Genomic DNA, 19,221 nt, shown 5'->3' on the forward strand with positions numbered 1-19,221 from the left:
CCCGGCCCGCGGCACAAGCTCAGTCGGCCAAACATTCCTGGCGATGCGCGTTGCGGGACCGGCACGAGTTGCGGTAGTTTCCGCGCGGCTGCTTCGCGGGGGTAACGCGGCCGGCCATCGGGCACTCGGTTTCAGGCGGGCAGTTGAGAATGTCGATCATGGCGCCGTTCCGGGCAGCGGCGATGCTTCTCCTGGTGCTGGGCCTCGCCGCCTGCTCTACGTCGAAGACGCTGGAGATCGCGCCGCCGTCGCTGTCGCCAATCAACACGCCGATGTCGGGCAAATACGCGGCGATCGTCGTCGACGGCAACAGCGGCACCGTGCTCTACGAAGCCGATTCCAACGCCCAGCGCTATCCCGCGTCGCTGACCAAGATGATGACGCTCTATTTGCTCTTCGAGGCGATGCAGCAGGGACGGGTAACGGCCGCGACCGAGATCCCGGTCTCGGAATATGCCGCCCGCCGTCCGCCCACCAAGATGGGCTTCAAGCCGGGCCAGACCATCGATGTCGATTCGGCCATCCGCGCGCTCGCCGTCAAATCCGCCAACGACGTGGCCGTGGCGGTCGGCGAATATCTCGGCGGCAGCGAGGAGCAGTTCGCCGTGATGATGACCGCCAAGGCGCGGTCGCTCGGCATGCGCAACACCACCTTCCGCAATGCGTCGGGCCTGCCGGACGACGAGCAGCGGACGACGGCGCGCGACATGGCGCTGCTCGGCATGTCACTGCGCAAGCGTTTTCCGGCGCAGTTCGCCTATTTCTCCAACCAGAACTTCACCTTCCGCGGCCGCAACGTTCGCGGCCACAACGACCTGATCGGCCGCGTCGACGGCGTCGACGGCATCAAGACCGGCTACATCCGCGCATCCGGCTTCAACATCGTCACCTCGGTCAACCGCGATGGGCGCAAGCTCGTCGTTGTGGTGATGGGCGGCAACAGCGCGCGCCAGCGCAACGCCCATGTCGAGGAACTGATCGAGCGCTACATGCCCTCGGCGTCGCGGGGCGGGGTCTGAGCCGCCGATGACCGTGCATTCCCACGCCGCGCCCTTCGGGCGGACTCTTTGCTTGGCCGAGGCTCGTCCGTGAGCCGGCTCGAAAGCTTCATCCGCCGCATGACGGCGCAGCGCCTCGTGCTCGATGCCATCTCGGCTGAGGTCGCAGCGATGCAAGGCCCCATCATGGAGCTCGGGCTCGGCAACGGACGTACCTACGACCATCTGCGCGAGCGCCTGCCGGGCCGCCGGATCATCGCCTTCGACCGGGCGCTCGGCGCCCATCCGAGTTCCGTACCGCCCGAAGGCGATCTGGTGATCGGCGAGATCAGGGACACGGCCGCGCACTTCGCCGGCATCGGCGCCGCGCTCGTGCATGCCGACATCGGCACCGGCATCGACGAGATCGATCTCAGGACGCAGCAATGGCTGCCCGGACTCGCCGCCAGCCTCCTGCAGCCCGGCGGCCTCGCCGTCAGCGGTCTGCCGCTGGACCATGCCGCGCTCCAGCCCTTGCCGCTCTGCGACGGCGTGCCGGCGGACCGTTATTTCATCTATCGCAAAGCGGCCTGACACGGCTGGCGCTGACCCTTTGCCCGCCGCTGCCTGGCCCGTTCTGAAGATATGATCGACAGTCGAATAACCGAGGGGCCGCCTTATGTCCGTTCTGCTTGCCGCCGAACTCGCCTGGTATGCCACCGGCCGCTTCTACCAGGCCAGTAAGGATGACACCCTCGCCGATTACGGCCATTTCCTGCACCTGCCCTTCATCCAGGCGCCCTTGTTCGACGGCGGAGTTGACGAGACGAAGGCGCATTTCACCTTCGCCGCCAAGCCGTTCAAGGCGCCGGACCTCGAAAACGGCGCGCTGAAACTGGGGCTCGATCCGGTCGGCGAATTCTCGCTCTATCTGCAGCGCCGGCCGGCCGCCACGTATGACGATCCGGCATCGTTCGCCGAGGGCGAATGCATCGCCACGTTTCGCCGTACCGGCATGGTCGTCGGCACGACGGTCGACGCCACGGCCGGCAGGAAGACGGCGCCGGTGGTCGGCACCAATGTGTTTTCGGCGCGCCTCATCGCCAGCACGCCGTTCGACTTCGGCGGCCGCCGCCATGATCTTGCCGACCATCTCGGCGCGGGCGTCACCCAGTTCGGAACCGCCGCGTCGGTGCCGATCGAGCCGGCGCCGGCAGGCTACAAGCTGGTGCTGCCGTTCGCGGGGTCGGCAATCGCGCTGGGCCGGACCGCGTAGTCAGCCGGCGGATGGTCCGCCCACGCAAACCAAAATTGTCCGTCGGCGAAATCGCGGCAAACGAAGCACCGGCGCTACTGTCGGTCGTGGTCGATGCTCGAAGGGGAACCGCAGGGGACAGTTTTACCCGGTCCACTCGGAAACCCGAAAACCGTTCGCGCGTGGCCGATGCTCGAAGGGTAGCCGCAGGGGACAGTTTACTTTCTTTCGGCAGAAAGGCCGCAGCAGTCCAGAAGTCGCGCGGGCCGAAAAAAGTAAACTGTCCCCGGCACTTGTGCCTGTTCGGCCGCATATCTCCTAGGCCGTTTTCGGGTTTCCGAGTGGACTGGGTAAAACTGTCCCCGGCACTTGCGCCTGTTGGGCCGCGTCTTCCAGGGCGTTTTCGGGCCTCCGGGCAGACCGGGTAAAACTGTCCATGGATTTCCAGCGCCAAAACGGGGATGAGAATCACCACGCCGCCAGAGAATTTTCCCGGATTTAACACCGCATCGACTGCCAAACCCTTGTTTTTGCAGCATCTGCTTTCCGCCGCCGGGCGCGCGAAGCGCCGTCGAAGACGATTTTGTCCCCCACCCCAAAACCCGCCTCATACTTGACGTTCTCACGGCGATTGCGCCGGGAGGCCGCGTCCAGAGGGCCCTGCCGACATGACGGTTGGAACCCGGAGGATGGATGCCGGCAGCCATGGTGGGCGGAGAAGTTCCGATGGACGGGCGTGTGGCAATCGAGAGCAACTGGGAGGCGCTGAAGCGCATCCTCGCCATGCTCGTCGCCATGGTGGAGATGGGCGTTGGGAGGCCTGGCGCTGGGGGCGTTGGCGCGGGGGAGCTTCACGCCGGGGGAAAGTTTACTTTCTTTCCGCGGAAAGGCGCTGCCGCTTCAAGGCAGGTGCTGGCGGAAAAAAGTAAACTGTCCCCGGCACTTACCCTCCCCCGCCATCTCTATCTCGCCATCCTGCGGCTTTTGCGTCCGGCCGAAGCCGCCGCGCGGCGGCTCATCATCGCGGCGGCGCGCGGGATCGTGGTAACCCTGCCGCCGCTGCGCCCGCGCAAACCAAAGCCCGCAATGCTGCGAGGCGCCCGCGCCTTCCTGCCAAAGGGACCGAAAAGACGTCCCAAACCCACACCGCGCATCCTCTCGCTATCGCTGCTCGATCCGCCACGGCGGCTGTTCCACGTCCCGCGCCGCCCTGTGCCGGCCCACGCCGCCCCGCGCATCCTCGGCCTCGATTTCCGCGCGACGTATCGCCCGCTGCCGCCACCGCCATCGCCGAACGACCCGATCGACGCCGCGCGTCTCGGCCAACGCCTTGCCGCGCTCGGCGCCGCGCTCGACGACCTGCCGGGCCAGGCACAACGTTTTGCCCGCTGGCAGGCGCGGCGCGACGCCGCAATCGCGCAGGGTAGCTCCGGCGCCAGTCGGCTCCGGCGCCTCACGCCGCTTCGGCGCGGACGTCCGCCCGGCGGCCGGCTGTCCCATTATGATCCCGCCGCGACCCTTCCGCGAAAAATCCGCGAGGTCGACGAAATTCTTGCTCACGCCCACGCGCTGGCCGTCTACGCGCTGGATTGCCACGACACGACCTGACGGGCCGTCGGCGAACACAACAATCGAGGCATCGAGGGCCGGCGCGGATTTTCCGCACTCAGGCAACGACAGGTGCTGCCAAAAATACAGTTACCGGTCCGTCGGCAAGGCTGACCCGGCCTGATCAGTTCCCCTTCAGCGCCGCCCCGTCCGCCATGCGGTTGTCGGCCAGCGTGAAACGGCCGCCGCCCTTCAGCCTGCCGGCGACGGAGAGGTTCGTTTCGACAGCGTTGCCTGCGAACACGCTGTTCTGCAAAGACCCGCCAAGGGCGCCCTCGTTGACGCTAACATTGTTGACGACCCGGCCGCTGTCCTCGAAACGGATGTCGCGCCCGTTGAACAGGCCGCCGGCCGAGACCGCGATGTCGCGTGTCGGCAGGGTCGCGTCCTGCTGGAGCAGGCGGCGCAGCCCGTTGTTGGAGAAGCTTGTGCCTGCGACCGAGACTTCCGCGCCTTCGCCAACCAGGAGACCGTATTGCCCGGCATCGCGCACGACCCCGCCGTCGAAGATCACGGCATTGCAGTTGCGAGCGTCGACCGCCCGGCTGGAGCCGCTGATGTCGCAATTTTCAAAGCGCAGATTGCGGCTGCGCCGCTCGAGCATCAGCGCGCCGCCGGCCTTCGCGGCGGCCGGGGCCGGCGCTATCTCGATATTGGCCGTGTTGGCCGGCGCATAGCGGGTGACGTAAAGCACGCCGCCGTCATAGGCGAGCTTGTCGCCGACTTTCACCGCGCGTGGCAGGCCCGGCCTCGAGCGTCCCGCGGCGACCGATATGACGGTGGCGCCGTTGTCGACGCCGGCGGCAAGCGCGCCGGCGGTGGTTTCGCCGCCGATCGTCACCGTGGCATTGGTCGCGGTCACGATTGCCCGGATAGTACCCCGCGCCGCGCCGGCCAGTTCCTCGCCTTCGACGAAAGGCGTCCAGCTTTCCAGCAACTGCACATTCACCGTCGTCTCGTCCGGAATGGCGGCGACCCTGCCGACGACGCCGCTCTTGCCGCCCGTCACCTGCTCGCCGAGGACAAAACCCTTGCTGGAATCCAGCGTGACGGCCAGCAGCGGGAACATCGAGCCCGAAAGCCGGCAGTCCCGCAGCGCGAGACCGTCGCAATCGTTCACCAGCGTCCGGCCGTTCACCTTGCAGTTCTCGAAAAGAACATTGCCCTCGCATTGCTGCAGGCGCAGCCCGCCCTGGCTGATCTTGGCGCTGCCGTCGATGTTGCGGAAACTGATGTCGCCGAGGAAGTTTCGCACGTTGATGAGGTCGGTCGTGTCCGAGAGATCGGCCTCCATGACGACATTGGCGATCTCGATGTTCTTCCAGCGCGGCTGTTCCTGGTAGCGCGCGCCGGTGTTCGGATCGTCGGCGTATTTCGAGGTGCCGTATCCCGACACATCGATGATGGCCAGCGCGTTGATGCCCGATCCGGTGATGTTGTAGGCGACGATGTCGCGCAGCGAGATATTCGAATAGACCTTTCCCTTGTCGTCCGGATGGGCGTAGCGGTCGCCCTCGTCGCCGACGACGAGATCGAGAAGTTGCACGCCGTTGCGCTTGACCCCGTCGTCCAGCCCGTCGAAGTCGACCTTGCTGATCTGCACCGCATAGGCGGCCGAAATCGCGATGAGCCGCCCGGTATTGCGCACCCTCAAATTCTCGAAACGAATATTGTTCGGGTGATAGCTGTGCGCGTCCTTCTCCTTCGGCAGCACGAACGGTTTTATGGAGTTGCCCTCCGCGTCGAGCGGGAAATCGTGCCCGGACGTGCCCCAGTGCACCAGGATCGCATCGCCATGGATGCTTTTCGGCGAAGCGCCCTCAATGAGGATGTCGCTGGCGGCCACGCCGGAAATGCGGCCCGTGCAGGCGATGGCGTGGGCCGACGCCGACCCTTCGGCCCGCGTGATCTTCAGGCGGGAGAGCGACGTGCCGGTGACGAGTTCCGGCGCGACCAGTTTTCCGCCCTCGCGAACCGGGTCGTAGAAAACCTTGCCCACCGTGATGCATGTTCCGTAGGAGCCCTGGCCGTTCTGAATGGTTTTCGGAATATGGGCGCTTATCTCGATATCCTCGATCGTGACGCCGGAGGTCAGGATGTTGACGCCCTCATTCTCGCGGTCGATCGACATATGGAGACCGCAGCGCTCGCGGCCGACGCCGCGGATGGAGACCGGATCGTTCAGTTCCAGCGTGCCCTTGTGCGAAAAATAAGCGTCGATCAGCATGGGCGCACCGGACAGCGCGGCAAAATCCCGCGCCGCCTGCACGGCGGGTGCATCGTCCGTCTCGCCGTCGCCGACGGCTCCGAGCATCAGCGGCGAGGCCGGGTTTTCATCGAGCAGGAAATACCGGCCGTTGGCGGTGGAGAACCAGGCCGCCTCGGGATAGCGCGCGGTCTCTTCGGCATCGCTCTCGCGGTAGCGCGCACCGCCGCGCGTCGGATGCTTCGCGGCGTCATAGGCGAAGGTGGCGACACGGCTGATGCCCTCCGGCACGGATTTGTCCGCCGCCGTCACCTTGTCGGTCAGGACGACCATCGCCGTCGCATCCTGTGCGAAAGCTGCCCGCGTGGCGATAACGGCCGTCCCGGCGCCGATGAGGAAACTGCGTCGATCCATGAAATGCCTCGCTCCGATGAAACCCGAATGCCGCGCCCTAGAGTCCCCCAGGATTTTGGCAATCTAGGGCGACGGTTCGGTTTTTGTACGGCGGGACTGGAAAGTCACCTCACAGCAGCGCGAGGATCATCTCAACCCGAGGTCGCGCGCCCGACTCCGCCGCCGTCGCGGCGGACACTGTCTCGGCGTCCCGGCAACGGAACGTGACCATAGACGTCACACCGGTGGCAAGCGCCTCGCAAAGACTGTTGTTGGCGGATGAATGGGTCGGCCCTCGCCCTCACCGAGGGGGGCGCAAACAAGGCGTCACGGCCGCCCCCGGAAACGGAGCGGCCACGGAGATGCGCAAGATCAGGAGAAGATTATTTCTTTTCCTTGATCTTCATCGCCGGCACGGCGGGTGCGTGCAGCACGGGCGGGGCTGCCGGCTTCTTGGCGTCCTTCTTGGGTTTTCGGGCTTCCTTGCCCGGTCGCATAGAGCCTTTGGCCATATCCGGTCCTCCTGTTGATCCTGCCTCAAATGAATCAGGAGTTTTGCCGCCGCGCAAGATGTCATGCAGCAGGCGGACTGCGCTCAACACGCATCAGGCGGAGCCTTCCTCGACCACCCGCAGCCGAAGCTGCCCCGTCTTGCTCTGCGCGCCACGCGCCGGCTCCGATTCGATCGCCGGCGGCGGATCGCCGAATTCCAGCGCCTCGATCTTCTGGCCCCGCTTTGCGACTTTCGAAGCCGAGATCAGGATGTCGTCGATGTCCTTGCTCGCCTGCCCGAAATGCGCCTGAAGCTTGCGCACGCGCTCGTCCATGCGTCCCAGATCCTCCATCAGCCGCACCACCTCGCCCTGGATGAGATGCGCCTGCTCGCGCATCGAGGCGTCCTTCAAGATCGACTGGATCACCTGGATCGACAGCATCAACAGCGAAGGCGAGACGATGACGATGCGGGCGCGATGGGCGCGCTGGACGACCGGCTCGAAATTCTCGTGGATCTCCGCGAAGATCGATTCCGACGGCACGAACATGAAAGCGGTATCGTGCGTCTCGCCTGGCAGCAGATACTTTTCCGAGATCGCCCTGATATGCACGTCGAGGTCGCGCCGGAACGCCTGCTGCGCCGCCCGCTGCGCCTCGCCGCTTTGGTCAACCTCCGCCGCGGCACGGATGGCGTTCCACGCCTCGAGCGGAAATTTCGCGTCGATGATGAGCGGCGGCGCGCCGTTCGGCATCTTCACCGTGCAGTCCGGCCGGCTGCCGTTGGACAGCGTGTCCTGGAAGGCGTAGGCACCCTGCGGCAGGCCGTCGGCGACGATCGCCTCCATGCGCGACTGGCCGAAAGCGCCGCGCGTCTGCTTGTTGGACAGGATCGCCTGAAGCTGCACCACCTGCCCGGCCAGCGACTGGATGTTGTTCTGCGCGGTATCGATCACCGCCAGCCGCTCCTGCAGGCGGGCGAGGTTTTCGTGCGTCGACTTCGTCTGCTCCGCCATGGTCTGGCCGATGCGGCCGGTCATGGCGTCGAGGCGCTGGCCGATCGACTGGTTGAGTTCCGCCTGCCGCGCGCCGAGCACGTCGGCCACGGTGCTCATGCGCCCCTGCATCTCGGCCTGCGCCTGCAGGATGCCGGCCATGCGGGCCTCCGTGTCGCGTGCGCGGTCTGCCGCCTCGGCGGCGGCAACGGCGCGCGCTTTTGCCGAGCGCCAAAGCGCGACGGCGAGCATCAGCAGCAGAACCAGGAACAGCGTCGCCAAGCCAGCCAGGGCTTGGCCGAGCGTAAGCACCGTCGTGCCGAACTGAGCTACCGGCTGGTCGAGGATTTGGGCAAAATCGGTCATGCCGGCGAGGATAGCCGATTCGCCGGCCGCTGACAGATCAAAACAGGAACGTCATCAGCCTCTCCCCGTTGACGCCTTTCGCGCAAGCCATTACCTGAAACGCATGTCGATCAAGCCGCTGATTATCCTCCCCGATCCGGTGCTGCGCCTGGTTTCCAAGCCGGTCGAGCGCTTCGATGCGCCGCTGCGCAAATTCGCCGACGACATGCTGGAGACCATGTATGACGCGCCGGGCATCGGATTGGCCGCGATCCAGGTCGGCGAGCCGATCCGCATGCTGGTCATCGACCTGGCCAAGGAAGACGAGCCCAAGGCGCCGCAGGTCTTCATCAATCCGAAGATGGTCGAGCGATCCGACGAACGATCCACCTATGAGGAAGGCTGCCTGTCGATCCCGGATTATTACGCGGAGGTCGAACGCCCGGCCTCGGTGCGGGTGAAATATCTCGACCTCGACGGGGTGGAGCGGGAGGTCAAGGCCGAAGGCCTTCTCGCCACCTGCCTCCAGCACGAGATCGATCATCTCGACGGCGTGCTGTTCATCGATCACATCTCGCGGCTGAAGCGCGACATCGTGGTGCGCAAGTTCCGCAAGCTTGCCAAGGATCGCCCGCCGAGTCGCATGGCAGGGTGACCGTTTCTGTCGCTTCGGCGTGATTTGCCCGCCTGAACGCAGGTAAAAGCGTTCATCCTTTGGTCGCCAATGTCAGGAAAAACTGTCGATGCCCCCTGTTTCCGTGGCTCGGGAGGGCTGACAATCCGTTCAAAGATACCATATTGTGCGAGTGTCCAGGCGTGACAGCCGAATTTCCTTTGGCGAGCACGCGAGATCGAGGGTGGGCAAAAAGCGCCTGCAACCGGTTGGGACGGAATCCCCGCATCGGCCTGTTCCGCGCGTGCGGAAGGGGGGAGGGTCGAACGGTATCAGGCAGTTAGCCATAATTTCGTGGCTTTCGGCACGTTGATCGCGGTCAGTCAAAGGGTGATCCAGCGCGACGACCACGGTTCGCGCCGCGACACGAGACAGGTACGCAATGTTGGCAAGATCGCCAGAGTCGACCGACGCATCCACGCAAGCCGTGGTCGGACCAAGCACGACCGTGGCCGAGCGTTCGGCCATCTTCCACAATGCCGCGCGTCATTCGCGCATGGTCGGCATCCTCAAGATCGCGCTGCCCTCGCTGGCCGTGGTCATGGCCGCCGCCTTCTTCGTGCAATCCTACAGGTCAACACCGGCGGCCGAGATCACGGCAGACGCTACCGCGGTCTCCGATGGCAAGCTGGTGATGGAAAGCCCCAAGCTCGAAGGCTTCACCAACGACAACCGCCCCTATTCCGTCAGCGCGCTGCGCGCGGTCCAGGACGTCGGCAACGACGCAGTCGTGGAACTCCAGGGCATCGCGGCCACGCTGCCGCTCGACCAGAGCCGGACAGCGACGATCGACACGGAGCGCGGCCTGTTCGACCGCATGGCCAACACGCTCGACGTCAACAGCGACATCAACATCACCACGTCGGACGGCGCCGTGGCCAAGCTCGCTTCGGCCCTGGTGGACATCAGCGGCGGCCGCATGTCGACCGACAAGCCGGTCGAGGTCCACTACAAGGGCGGGTCGATCGCGTCGGGCGCCATGTCCGTCGAAGACCGCGGCAAGGTCGTGGTTTTCGACAAGCGCGTTAAGGTGCATATAGTGCTGCCGAAGAAAGATACGGCAAGCCAGTAAGGATGGATAAGGGGATGATCGGGAAAAATTTCAGCCTGTCCGCTTGCGCCGCAATCGCCTTGCTGGCGTTGCCGGTCTTGCCGCTCCAGGCACAGGAGGCTGCCGCGCCCAATACGGCAACGGGGCGGCTGCAGGGCCTGAGCATCAACAGCGGTCTGCCGATCCAGATCGAAAGCGACCGCCTCGAAGTGATCGACGGCGAGAGCAAGGCGCTGTTCACCGGCAACGTCAACGTCACGCAGGGGCCGACCTTGATGAAGGCCGGCAAGATGACTGTGTTCTACGCCAACAACGGAAACGGTTCGGCAGCGACAGGGTCCGCCGACATCGACCGGCTCGAAGTCGAGGACAAGGTCTACATCAAATCCAACACCCAGGTCGCCACGGGCGATCGTGGCACGTTCGACATGGCGAGCCAGGTGCTGGTGCTTTCCGGTAAGGAAGTCGTGCTTTCGGAAGGAAAGAACGCCCTGGTCGGCTGCAAGCTCACCGTCAACATGAAGACCGGCCGCGCGGAAGTCGAGGGCTGCAAGTCGGAAACGAACAGCAGTGGCCGCGTCATGATGTCGATCACGCCCGGTACACAGAAGCCCTGATGACATCCGGAGAATCGTTGCTGTCCCGCTTGTCGGGACGGTTCCGCATTGCGCCCGCGGCCCCGGCCGTGAGCAGGCATGCCGCCGAATTGAAAGGCACGCTGATCGCCACCGGGCTCACCAAGAGCTACAAGGGCCGGCAGGTCGTGAATGGTGTGTCGCTGGGCGTGCGCGCCGGCGAGGCGGTCGGCCTGCTCGGACCGAACGGCGCCGGCAAGACCACCTGCTTCTACATGGTCACCGGCCTCGTCCCCGTCGACAAGGGCAAGATCGAGATCGACGGCTTCGACATAACCTCGATGCCGATGTACCGCCGCGCCCGGCTCGGCATCGGCTACCTGCCTCAGGAGGCCTCGATCTTTCGGGGCTTGAATGTCGAGAACAACATCCGCGCGGTGCTGGAAGTCGTCGAGCCCAGCCGCAAGGAGCGCGAAAAATCGCTCGACGCGCTGCTCGATGAATTCCACATCGCGCATCTGCGCAAGGCGCCGTCCATGGCGCTCTCCGGCGGCGAGCGGCGGCGGCTGGAAATCGCCCGCGCACTGGCCAGCCGGCCGCATTACATGCTGCTCGACGAGCCCTTCGCCGGCATCGATCCGATCGCCGTCGCCGATATCCAGCAGCTCGTCCGCCACCTGACGACGCGCGGCATCGGCGTGCTGGTCACCGACCACAATGTCCGCGAGACGCTGAAGCTCATCGACCGCGCCTACATCATCCACAGCGGCGAAATCCTGAAGCACGGAAGCGCCGAGGACATCATCGCGGATGCCAATGTGCGGCGGTTGTACCTCGGCGAAGATTTCGCGCTCTGATCTGACCGGTCACGATTTCATTCGTTTCCGGTCGGGCAGTTGCAGGAAAATCCGGCCCGCTAACGAAGCGGTAAAGGTTTTTCGCCCCTGTTCTCCTTGACAAGCAAAAGCCGGGCCAGTTCATTATCCGACTGTCCCGTCCCGCCGCGAACCGTGGCGGACCTCTGCGTGGCGTAGGGTTCAGGAGCAAGACGAGCGGACATGGCACTATCGGCCAAACTGCAATTGCGGCAGTCACAGTCGCTGATCATGACGCCGCAACTGATGCAGTCGATCAAGCTGCTTCAGTTCACGCATCTCGAACTCGAACGATTCGTCGAAGAGGAGATCGAGCGCAATCCGCTTCTCGAAAGGGTCGAGGAGCCGCAGGACGACGCGGCCACCGACCAGGTCCAGAAGGACCGGGACGACGGTGTGCTCGACGACGGCTGGTACGAGGCAAGCGGCTCGGCGACGGCGGAATCGATGTCGGACCGGCTGGACACATCGCTGGAAAACGTCTTCCCCGACGATCCCGGCACCAGCGACAAATTGGGACCGGACCTTGCCGCCCAGTGGAAATCCGCCGGCACCGGCAGTGGCGGCGCAACCGAAGGCTTCGATCTGGAAGACGTGGCCGCGGCGCGGCTGACCTTGCGCGACCATGTCGGCGAACAGATCGCCTTCGGCATCCAGGATCCCGCCGGGCGGCTAATCGCCCATGAACTCACCGACGGTCTCGACGAAGCCGGCTACTTCCGCGGCGACGTCGCCGAGATCGGCGCGCGGCTCGGCGCAACCACCCGCGAGATCGAGGCGGTGCTGTCGGCCTGCCAGTCCTTCGATCCGCCCGGCCTGTTTGCCCGCGACCTGGCGGAGTGCATCTCCTTGCAGCTTGCGCGGATGAACCGCCTCGATCCGGCCATGCGCGCCCTCGTCGCCAATCTGGAGCTTCTGGCTCGCCGCGATTTCCAGACCTTGAAGAAGCTGTGCGGCGTCGACGAGGAAGATCTCCTCGACATGCTCAGGGAAATCCGGGCGCTCGACCCGCGGCCGGGGCTTGCCTTCTCCGGAGGCTCGGTGGATACGATCGTCGCCGATGTCGAGGTGAAGGCCGCCAGCGACGGCAGTTGGACCGTGGAACTCAACGCGGAAACGCTGCCGCGCGTGCTGGTCGACCAGATTTATTTCAACCAGGTTTCACGCCAGGCGAAGGATCCCGGCGAGCGTGAATTCCTCGCCGAGTGTCTGCAGAACGCCAATTGGCTGACCCGCAGCCTGGATCAGCGGGCGAGGACCATCCTTAAGGTCGCGACCGAGATCGTACGCCAGCAGGACGCCTTCCTCCTGCATGGCATCCGGCATTTGCGCCCGCTCAACCTGCGCAACGTCGCCGACGCGATCGGCATGCACGAATCGACGGTCAGCCGCGTCACCAGCAACAAATATATGCTTACGCCGCGCGGCGTGTTCGAACTGCGCTATTTCTTCACCGCCTCCATTGCCTCCTCCGGCGGCGGCGACGCGCATTCGTCCGAGGCGGTGCGCGACCGCATCAAGCAGATGATCGACGAGGAGAAAGCCGACGACGTGCTTTCGGACGACGCGCTTGTGGATATCCTGAAGAAGGACGGCATCGACATCGCCCGCCGCACGGTCGCCAAGTACCGGGAAGGCATGAACATTCCGTCCTCGGTGCAGCGCCGGCGCGAAAAGCGCGCGATGAGTACGGCGGGCCGCTAGGGCTTCGCCGGATTGTGTTTGGCGCAGCCACCCTCCCGGCTTCCGTTGCGGCGTCCGGCCTTTCATTGACAAGCCTATCCGAACTGACTAGAAGCCCGCGCCCATGGACCGGACGGAATTCCGTCGAGGGACGGCAAGTGGCTAACCTGAAAATTGAGAAGGGCTGCCGTCGCGATAGCTAGAGCGCTGTCATGCTTGTGCGCTCCAGCAACCGGTATAAACTCACTCGCGTTGGAAGACTGAACAGGAAGGTCGGCTATCTCATGAGCCTGCGTATTTCAGGGAAGCACATGGATATCGGCGATGCGTTCCGCTCCCGCATCGAAGCGCGCATCGGCGAAACGATCGACAAATATTTCGACGGAGGATTCGCCGGACATGTCACCGTCGCCAAGGCGGGCTCGCGTTTCACGGCCGACTGCATGATCCACCTGGACAGCGGCGCCGCCTTGCAGGCGACCAGCGCCGCGCAGGATCCGATCATCGCCTTCGACGGCGCGGCCGAGCGGCTCGAAAAGCGCCTGCGCCGCTACAAGCGCCGGCTGAAGTCGCGCAGCGGCAATGGCAAGGACACCGACGTCGCCTATACGGTCATGGCGGCAATCTCCGAGGACGACGAGGCGGAAGTCGCCGACGACTATTCGCCTGCCATCGTCGCCGAATCGACCATGGCGCTGAAGACCATGTCCGTCGCCTCCGCCGTGATCGAACTCGACACCAAGGAAAGCCCCGTCTTCGTCTTCCGCAACGCCGGAAACGACCAGGTCAACATCGTCTACCGCCGGCCGGACGGCAATATCGGCTGGATCGATCCGTCGACCACGAGATCCGCTCAGGCTTGAAAACGGGGAAGCCTTCGGCCAGGACGCTCAGCGCGACCGGCTCGGGTTAGGAAGAGGACTTTGGCATGGATCTCAGCGATCTCGTTCAGGTGCCGGCTATTCTGCCGACCTTGAAGGCGAACTCGAAGAAGCAGCTTCTGCAGTTGCTGGCCGAGCGCGCCGCCGCAATTACCCACATCCCGGAGCGCGAGATCTTCGACACGATCCTGCAGCGCGAGCGGCTGGGCTCGACCGGCGTCGGCAACGGCATTGCTATTCCGCACGGAAAGCTGTCGGGCGTGAAGCAGATCACCGGCGTTTTCGCGCGGCTGGAGCAGCCGGTCGATTTCGAGGCGCTGGACGACCAGCCCGTCGACCTCGTTTTCCTGCTGCTCGCTCCGGAAGGCGCCGGTGCAGACCATCTCAAGGCGCTGTCGCGAATAGCGCGGGTGCTGCGGGATAGCGATACCGTCGCGAAGGTGCGCGGCGCGCGTGACGCAACAGCCATCCATGCCTTGCTGGCATCGGCGCCGACATCGCACGCCGCCTGAGAATCAACGATTCGCTGTGAAGGAAAGAGTTGCGGGCGGCGGATGCCGCCCGTTCTTCGTTCGTCGCAAACTCAGTGGAGCGCGACGGGGACCAGATCGTTCTCCATGGCGCCGGCAATGGCGCGCTCACGTTCGTCGGAGAGCAGGATCGGGCGGCCGTCGGCGGCAAACAGCGCCCACAGCCTCAAGCCGGGCTGAATCTCGGGAAGGCCGGGAAACTTGCCCTTCAGCTCTTCGGAGCCCATTTCGCGCAGATAGGCCACTGTGCCTTCGCCAAGGTGGGCGAGATCGGCCTGCGTTACGACCGGTCTGGTGTCTGTACTCGTCATTGCAGCCTCCTTTTCGCGGGGCATCCTCATGACCAACCCGCTTTAGAGCTTTCGGTTCCAGCGGATTTCGAAGCGAGTTCGAATCAGTCTTTCACCGAAATGTTTATTTTCCGTACCAGCCTCTCAGGCTGTGGCCGGTCGAGATCGATTGACAGAAGCCCGTTCCTGAGCTCAGCCGAGGTCACCCGCATACCGTCCGCCAGCACGAAAGTCCGCTGGAACTGTCGCGCGGCAATACCCCTGTGGATAAAGTCGCGCTCCGTGTCGTCCCGCTGCCTGCCGCGCACGACCAACTGGCTCTCCTCGATCGTCACTTCGAGGTCCTCGTCGCAAAACCCCGCGACCGCCAGCGTTATGCGCAGCTTTTCGGGATTGCCCTCGGCAGCGCCTATCCGTTCGATGTTGTAGGGCGGATAGCCGTCACCGGACTTGGCAAGACGTTCGAGCGTCTTTTCCATCGCGTCAAACCCGAGCAGAAGCGGGCTCGAGAAAGGCGGCATCCGGCTCATGTTATTTTGTCCTCATCGAGCGACATATCGGGGAAAAATCCAGATGGCACTTTTCCCGTCGATCTGGATATGGTTTGCCCCGCCACAGACTTCAAGCCTTCATAAAAACCCAGGAAACGAAATGCCCGACAAGCGCAAGATCATCATCGACACCGATCCCGGCCAGGACGACGCCGTGGCAATCCTGCTGGCGCTGGCCAGCCCGGAACTCGACGTGCTCGGGCTGACCGCGGTCGCCGGCAACGTGCCGCTGCACCTCACCCAGAAGAACGCGATGAAGATCTGCGAGCTTGCAGGGAAGCCCGAGACCAAGGTGTTTTCCGGGGCGATCCGGCCGCTGGTACGGCAACTTGTCACCGCGGAGGAGGTACACGGCAAAACCGGCCTCAACGGCCCGGATCTGCCTGAGCCGACGATGAAGCTGCAAGACAAGCACGCCGTCGAGTTCATCATCGAGACGATCATGGGCGAGGCCCCGGCAGCGGTCACGCTCTGCCCGCTCGGTCCGCTTACCAACATCGCGCTGGCGATGTCGCGCGAGCCGCGCATCGTGCCGCGCATCCAGGAGATAGTGCTGATGGGCGGCGGCCTGTTCGAGGGCGGCAACGTCACGCCGGCCGCCGAGTTCAACATCTATGTCGACCCGCACGCGGCCGACATCGTGCTTAAATGCGGCGCGCCCATCGTCATGATGCCGCTCGACGTCACCCACAAGGCGCTGACCACTGCCAAGCGTATCGCGGCCTTCCGCGCGCTCGGCACGAGGGTGGGCGTCGCCACCGCCGAATTGCTGGAGTTCTTCGAACGCTTCGATGAGGACAAATATGGCACTGACGGCGGCCCGCTGCACGACCCATGCGTGATCGCGTACCTGCTCAAGCCGGAGTTGTTCACGGGGCGCTTCATCAACGTCTCGGTCGAGACCGCGTCGGAACTGACGATGGGCATGACCGTCGCCGACTGGTGGGGGGTCACCAAACGCGAGAAGAATGTCACCTACATGCGCGATATCAACCATGAGGGGTTCTACGCGCTGCTGACGGAGCGGCTGGCGCGATTGCCCTAAGTTCCGCTGCCGGATATTGATGGAGCGTGGGCCTGCCAAGGCCCACGCAATCATTTCCTCCCTCATCGCTTGTCACGGGATCATGTCTCGTCCCGACATCAGGAGATCGGCAACATGGAATTCAGGCAATTGGGCCGTTCCGGCCTTCAAGTCCCGGTACTGAGCCTCGGCACGGGCACCTTCGGCACATCGGGAGACTTCTTCGGGAAATGGGGAGACACCAATGTCGCCGAGGCCACCCGCCTGGTCGACGTCTGCCTGGAGGCGGGGCTCAACCTCTTCGACACCGCCGACGTCTATTCGCAGGGCGGCTCCGAGGAGGTGCTCGGGCAGGCCATCAAGGGGCGACGCGACCAGGTGCTGATCTCCACCAAGGCGACCTTCCAGAAGGGAGAAGGCGTCAACAATGTCGGCTCCTCGCGCTTCCATCTGGTTAGGGCGTGCGAGGCCAGCCTGAAGCGCCTCGGCACCGACCATATCGACCTCTATTTCATGCACGGCTTCGACGCGCTGACGCCCGTCGATGAGACGCTGCGCGCGCTCGACGACCTGATCACCGCCGGCAAGATCGGCTATATCGGCTGCTCCAATTTTTCCGGCTGGCATGTGATGAAGGCGCTCGCCACGTCGGATAGATATGGGCTTGCCCGCTACGCTGTCTACCAGGGCTACTATTCGCTGATCGGCCGCGATTACGAATGGGAGCTGATGCCCCTCGGCCTCGATCAAGGCGTCGGCCTGATGGTGTGGAGCCCGCTCGGCTGGGGTCGCCTCACTGGAAAGATCCGCCGTGGACAGGCATCCAAGGAAGGCCGCATCGCCAACGGCGGCGCCCAGGGCGGTCCGAAAGTCGACGACGAATATCTTTACGGCGTCGTCGACGCGCTCGACAGCGTCGCGGCCGAAACCGGCAGGACGGTCGCGCAGGTGGCGCTCAACTGGCTGCTGCAGCGCCCCAGCGTTTGCAATATCGTCATCGGCGCGCGCAACGAAGAGCAGCTCCGGCAGAATCTGGGCGCGGTCGGCTGGAACCTGACGACGCAGCAAGTGGCGACGCTCGACGCCGCGAGCGCGCGCGACCGCGCCTATCCCTACTGGCACCAGCTCGATTTCACGAACCGCAATCCCCTGCCGGTCTGACGATCGGCGCGGATGCGCTCACGGCCGGCGGAATCCCGTCGGCCCGCCATAAAGATAGCCGATGCGGTCGATGGCGTCCTTGAGGCCTTCGCGCGACACCAGCATGGTGTGGCCGTTGGCGTGGATCATCGTCTCCGCGTCGGTCATGATCGCGACGTGGCCCTTCCAGAACACGAGGTCGCCGCGAAGCAATCCCTCACAGGCGGGACCGAGGTCGAGCGGCGCGCCAAGCGTGGCCGCCTGCATATCGGTATCGCGCAGCACCTGGCGTCCGGCCATGCGCATGGCAAGCTGAACCAGTCCCGAGCAGTCGATGCCGAAACCTGAAACGCCGCCCCAGAGATAGGGCGTGTTGATCAGCGCCTCGGCGACGGCGACATAGTCCGCGGCGGCCGCGTCGATCGCGCAGAGATGCGCTGCGATGACAGCCTCGCCGGACGGCAGCAGCGCGTAGCGCGTGCCGCGCGTCTCGGCATGTCCGACAACCGTGAGGCCGGCGCCCATCGACAGCATTCCGCTGCGCGGCAGTCTGAGATCCGGGCCGGGATAGATGAAGGTGCGCGGGGCTGCGACCTTGTCGGTCGGCGCGGGATCAACGGATCCGAGATCGCTGTCGGCGAGGTAACCCACATAACCGTCGTCGGCAGCTTGGACCCAGGCGAAACCTTCGGCCGCTTCGAAGACCGTGACCGATGCGCCCCTGAGAAGCTGGGTGTTGATGCCGGAATCCGGACGCGGCGCCGCGCGCAGGTCGGCCACCGACGCCCCTATCCTGGCTGGGCGGCCTTCCACGAATCGTTCCGCGTCGACCTCTCCCTGCAGGCGGAGGTCGGCGAGATCCGGCCGAAAGGCGTGAAGGCGTTTGTCTCGGATAGTCAAATCGGAAGCTCCCTGGCGCCGGCGATGATAGCATCGCCGAACCGCTCGACATAGAGCGCGCCCTCGACGGTGCGGCGCACCAGCACGTTGCGGCGGTCCTGCTCATCGCGATGGCGCGTGACGAGGTTGAGCGCCCCCATCGTATCCAGCGCCCGCGTGATCACCGGCTTGGTCACGCCGAGCTGGCCCGCGAGGCCGCGCACCGTATGCGGTGGCGGATCGAGATAGACGGTGAGCAGGATCGCCATCTGCCGCATCGACAGGTCGGGCATGTTCCCCTGCACCTCCGACAGGGCGACCTGCTGCCAGAGCCGCAACGCCTGGGTCGGACGCATGGAGATCGGCATCGTCCGGTTCTGGCAGAAAATCGTTTCGGAGGCGTTATGATAGGGCTGTCCTATGACGACGGAAACGGCTGAATGTTGGGGACAGTTTCCTTTTATCCCCGGAAAGCTCCGAGCCGGACGGGTGGGCTTGAGGGATAAAGGTAATACCCGGTCCACTTGGAAACCCGAAAATGCTCTGGGAGGTGCGCGGCCGAACAGGCACAAATGCCGGGAACAGTTTTACCCGGTCCACTGGGAAACCCGAAAACGGTCTAGGAGGTGCGCGGTCGAACAGGCACAAGTGCCGGGGACAGTTTACTTTCTTTCGGCAGAAAGGCCGCAGCAGTCCAGAAGTCGCGCGGTCCGAAAAAAGTAATACCCAGTCCACTCGGAAACCCGAAAACGGCCTGGGAGATATGCGGCCGAACAGGCACAAGTGCCGGGGACAGTT

Annotated in this window: 21 protein-coding genes; 13 read left to right on the plus strand and 8 right to left on the minus strand. The window is 64.5% G+C overall.

The genetic code is table 11. The annotated features are described in order from the left end of the window. Positions 1 to 19: 19 nt before the first annotated feature. Positions 20 to 160 (minus strand): hypothetical protein, encoded by a 141-nt coding sequence (locus ABMA59_RS24605; RefSeq protein WP_349008041.1) that lies wholly within the window; start codon positions 158 to 160, stop codon positions 20 to 22. On the opposite strand from ABMA59_RS24605, the gene ABMA59_RS24610 reads away from it, so the two are divergent. The 4 genes from ABMA59_RS24610 to ABMA59_RS24625 all read left to right on the plus strand — a co-directional run bounded on the left by ABMA59_RS24610 (position 150) and on the right by ABMA59_RS24625 (position 3,840). After that, on the plus strand, positions 150 to 1,019 hold the full coding sequence (locus ABMA59_RS24610; RefSeq protein ID WP_349008042.1) for a D-alanyl-D-alanine carboxypeptidase family protein: 870 nt from the start codon (positions 150 to 152) through the stop codon (positions 1,017 to 1,019). The two genes, ABMA59_RS24605 and ABMA59_RS24610, sit on opposite strands and share 11 nt — an antisense overlap. Before the next feature lie 69 nt (positions 1,020 to 1,088). Next, positions 1,089 to 1,571, plus strand: coding sequence for a class I SAM-dependent methyltransferase (locus ABMA59_RS24615; RefSeq protein WP_349008043.1), 483 nt, complete (start codon positions 1,089 to 1,091; stop codon positions 1,569 to 1,571). Between the two features lie 85 nt (positions 1,572 to 1,656). Next, positions 1,657 to 2,253, plus strand: coding sequence for a hypothetical protein (locus tag ABMA59_RS24620; protein ID WP_349008044.1), 597 nt, complete (start codon positions 1,657 to 1,659; stop codon positions 2,251 to 2,253). 672 nt (positions 2,254 to 2,925) lie between these two features. After that, positions 2,926 to 3,840, plus strand: coding sequence for a hypothetical protein (locus tag ABMA59_RS24625; protein ID WP_349008045.1), 915 nt, complete (start codon positions 2,926 to 2,928; stop codon positions 3,838 to 3,840). Positions 3,841 to 3,964: 124 nt separating this feature from the next. Here the strand turns inward: ABMA59_RS24625 and ABMA59_RS24630 are convergent, their stop codons facing one another. From ABMA59_RS24630 to ABMA59_RS24640, 3 genes are all read right to left on the minus strand, one after another. After that, positions 3,965 to 6,460, minus strand: a complete 2,496-nt coding sequence (locus ABMA59_RS24630) for a hypothetical protein (RefSeq protein WP_349008046.1) — start codon at positions 6,458 to 6,460, stop codon at positions 3,965 to 3,967. A 362-nt stretch (positions 6,461 to 6,822) separates the two neighbouring features. Further along, positions 6,823 to 6,951: a hypothetical protein gene (locus ABMA59_RS24635; protein ID WP_349008047.1), complete on the minus strand. Its 129-nt coding sequence runs from the start codon at positions 6,949 to 6,951 to the stop codon at positions 6,823 to 6,825. 93 nt (positions 6,952 to 7,044) lie between these two features. Continuing rightward, on the minus strand, positions 7,045 to 8,292 hold the full coding sequence (locus ABMA59_RS24640; RefSeq protein WP_349008048.1) for a DNA recombination protein RmuC: 1,248 nt from the start codon (positions 8,290 to 8,292) through the stop codon (positions 7,045 to 7,047). A 103-nt stretch (positions 8,293 to 8,395) separates the two neighbouring features. Here ABMA59_RS24640 and def point away from each other — a divergent pair, with 103 nt between their 5' ends. The 7 genes from def (at position 8,396) to ptsN (ending at position 14,521) form a co-directional block, all read left to right on the plus strand. Further along, positions 8,396 to 8,926, plus strand: coding sequence for a peptide deformylase (gene def, locus ABMA59_RS24645; protein WP_349008049.1), 531 nt, complete (start codon positions 8,396 to 8,398; stop codon positions 8,924 to 8,926). Positions 8,927 to 9,326: 400 nt separating this feature from the next. Then, positions 9,327 to 10,016 carry an LPS export ABC transporter periplasmic protein LptC gene (gene lptC / locus ABMA59_RS24650; protein WP_349008050.1) on the plus strand — a complete coding sequence of 230 codons (690 nt, stop codon included), beginning with the start codon at positions 9,327 to 9,329 and terminating at the stop codon, positions 10,014 to 10,016. Between the two features lie 14 nt (positions 10,017 to 10,030). Beyond that, positions 10,031 to 10,612 carry an LptA/OstA family protein gene (locus ABMA59_RS24655; protein WP_349008051.1) on the plus strand — a complete coding sequence of 194 codons (582 nt, stop codon included), beginning with the start codon at positions 10,031 to 10,033 and terminating at the stop codon, positions 10,610 to 10,612. Then, positions 10,612 to 11,427 carry an LPS export ABC transporter ATP-binding protein gene (gene lptB, locus ABMA59_RS24660; protein ID WP_349008052.1) on the plus strand — a complete coding sequence of 272 codons (816 nt, stop codon included), beginning with the start codon at positions 10,612 to 10,614 and terminating at the stop codon, positions 11,425 to 11,427. The genes ABMA59_RS24655 and lptB overlap by 1 nt, the downstream gene beginning before the upstream one ends. Positions 11,428 to 11,628: 201 nt before the next feature. After that, the gene (rpoN, locus tag ABMA59_RS24665; protein WP_349008053.1) at positions 11,629 to 13,149 is read left to right on the plus strand and encodes an RNA polymerase factor sigma-54; all 1,521 of its coding nucleotides are present in this window, start codon (positions 11,629 to 11,631) and stop codon (positions 13,147 to 13,149) included. 263 nt (positions 13,150 to 13,412) lie between these two features. Further along, the gene (gene hpf, locus ABMA59_RS24670) at positions 13,413 to 13,991 is read left to right on the plus strand and encodes a ribosome hibernation-promoting factor, HPF/YfiA family (RefSeq protein ID WP_349008054.1); all 579 of its coding nucleotides are present in this window, start codon (positions 13,413 to 13,415) and stop codon (positions 13,989 to 13,991) included. 65 nt (positions 13,992 to 14,056) lie between these two features. Further along, the gene (gene ptsN / locus ABMA59_RS24675; RefSeq protein ID WP_349008055.1) at positions 14,057 to 14,521 is read left to right on the plus strand and encodes a PTS IIA-like nitrogen regulatory protein PtsN; all 465 of its coding nucleotides are present in this window, start codon (positions 14,057 to 14,059) and stop codon (positions 14,519 to 14,521) included. 71 nt (positions 14,522 to 14,592) lie between these two features. Here the strand turns inward: ptsN and ABMA59_RS24680 are convergent, their stop codons facing one another. Then, entirely contained in the window at positions 14,593 to 14,850 is a 258-nt protein-coding gene (locus ABMA59_RS24680; RefSeq protein ID WP_349008056.1) for a BQ00720 family protein, read from the minus strand. A gap of 83 nt (positions 14,851 to 14,933) precedes the next feature. Next, complete coding sequence (locus ABMA59_RS24685) at positions 14,934 to 15,359, minus strand: Hsp20 family protein (RefSeq protein ID WP_349008058.1); 426 nt, start codon at positions 15,357 to 15,359, stop codon at positions 14,934 to 14,936. Between the two features lie 121 nt (positions 15,360 to 15,480). Here ABMA59_RS24685 and ABMA59_RS24690 point away from each other — a divergent pair, with 121 nt between their 5' ends. Further along, positions 15,481 to 16,425 (plus strand): nucleoside hydrolase, encoded by a 945-nt coding sequence (locus tag ABMA59_RS24690; protein WP_349008059.1) that lies wholly within the window; start codon positions 15,481 to 15,483, stop codon positions 16,423 to 16,425. Positions 16,426 to 16,539: 114 nt separating this feature from the next. Beyond that, on the plus strand, positions 16,540 to 17,565 hold the full coding sequence (locus ABMA59_RS24695; RefSeq protein WP_349008060.1) for an aldo/keto reductase: 1,026 nt from the start codon (positions 16,540 to 16,542) through the stop codon (positions 17,563 to 17,565). An 18-nt stretch (positions 17,566 to 17,583) separates the two neighbouring features. On the opposite strand, the gene ABMA59_RS24700 is transcribed toward ABMA59_RS24695, so the two are convergent. Next, a complete protein-coding gene (locus ABMA59_RS24700; RefSeq protein WP_349008061.1) occupies positions 17,584 to 18,444 on the minus strand; it encodes a C40 family peptidase in 861 nt (286 codons plus the stop codon). Then, entirely contained in the window at positions 18,441 to 18,791 is a 351-nt protein-coding gene (locus ABMA59_RS24705; RefSeq protein WP_349008062.1) for a MarR family winged helix-turn-helix transcriptional regulator, read from the minus strand. The genes ABMA59_RS24700 and ABMA59_RS24705 overlap by 4 nt, the downstream gene beginning before the upstream one ends. Between the last annotated feature and the right edge of the window lie 430 nt (positions 18,792 to 19,221).

Origin of the sequence: Mesorhizobium yinganensis, assembly GCF_040081985.1 — a bacterium.
Taxonomy (GTDB): Bacteria; Pseudomonadota; Alphaproteobacteria; order Rhizobiales; family Rhizobiaceae; genus Kumtagia; species Kumtagia yinganensis.